At 53.8% G+C, this 426-nt stretch carries 1 protein-coding gene; it reads right to left on the bottom strand.

Annotated elements, in window-relative coordinates; genetic code table 11:
* Nucleotides 1–207: 207 nt before the first annotated feature.
* The coding region (locus JWG43_RS18700; RefSeq protein WP_205244420.1) for a hypothetical protein at nucleotides 208–426 on the bottom strand (219 nt) is incomplete at its 5' end.

Genomic DNA, 426 nt, shown 5'->3' with positions numbered 1-426 from the left:
GAATGATCATAAAGACCATGACTGATCACCGCCATCTGACAGTCGTTTAACTGGGTGTCTAGCCCCTCGGCATTGGTAAGCAGTGTTTGACCCGAGCCGGTATCAAAAAGCAAGTTCAGCTCGGGTGAATGCAACTAGAGTGCAAAGCCATGTTCAGTCTGTAACTCACCTTGACCATGATTGTCACAAAGCACCATGATCTGAATTTCAGCAACCGTGGGCCATACCCCCATCGGGTGGTGCGATAAACTTGGCCGAAGCGCGAGCCAGCCGCTGCTCTCCGTCGATGCACTGTCCGGCAATATGCAACCCTGAGAGCAGCCATGCTTCGAGCTGATAGATGCCCCGCCGCTGCCCAAGTAGCTGGGCACAGATCGTAATAGTCTGACCCATGCGGATCGGTGCCACGAATCGAACCGTCAACTC

It is taken from the genome of Desulfobulbus alkaliphilus, from assembly GCF_016918545.1.
In the GTDB taxonomy this organism is placed as follows: Bacteria; Desulfobacterota; Desulfobulbia; order Desulfobulbales; family Desulfobulbaceae; genus Desulfobulbus; species Desulfobulbus alkaliphilus.
This window is presented reverse-complemented; position numbering and strand designations above follow the sequence as displayed.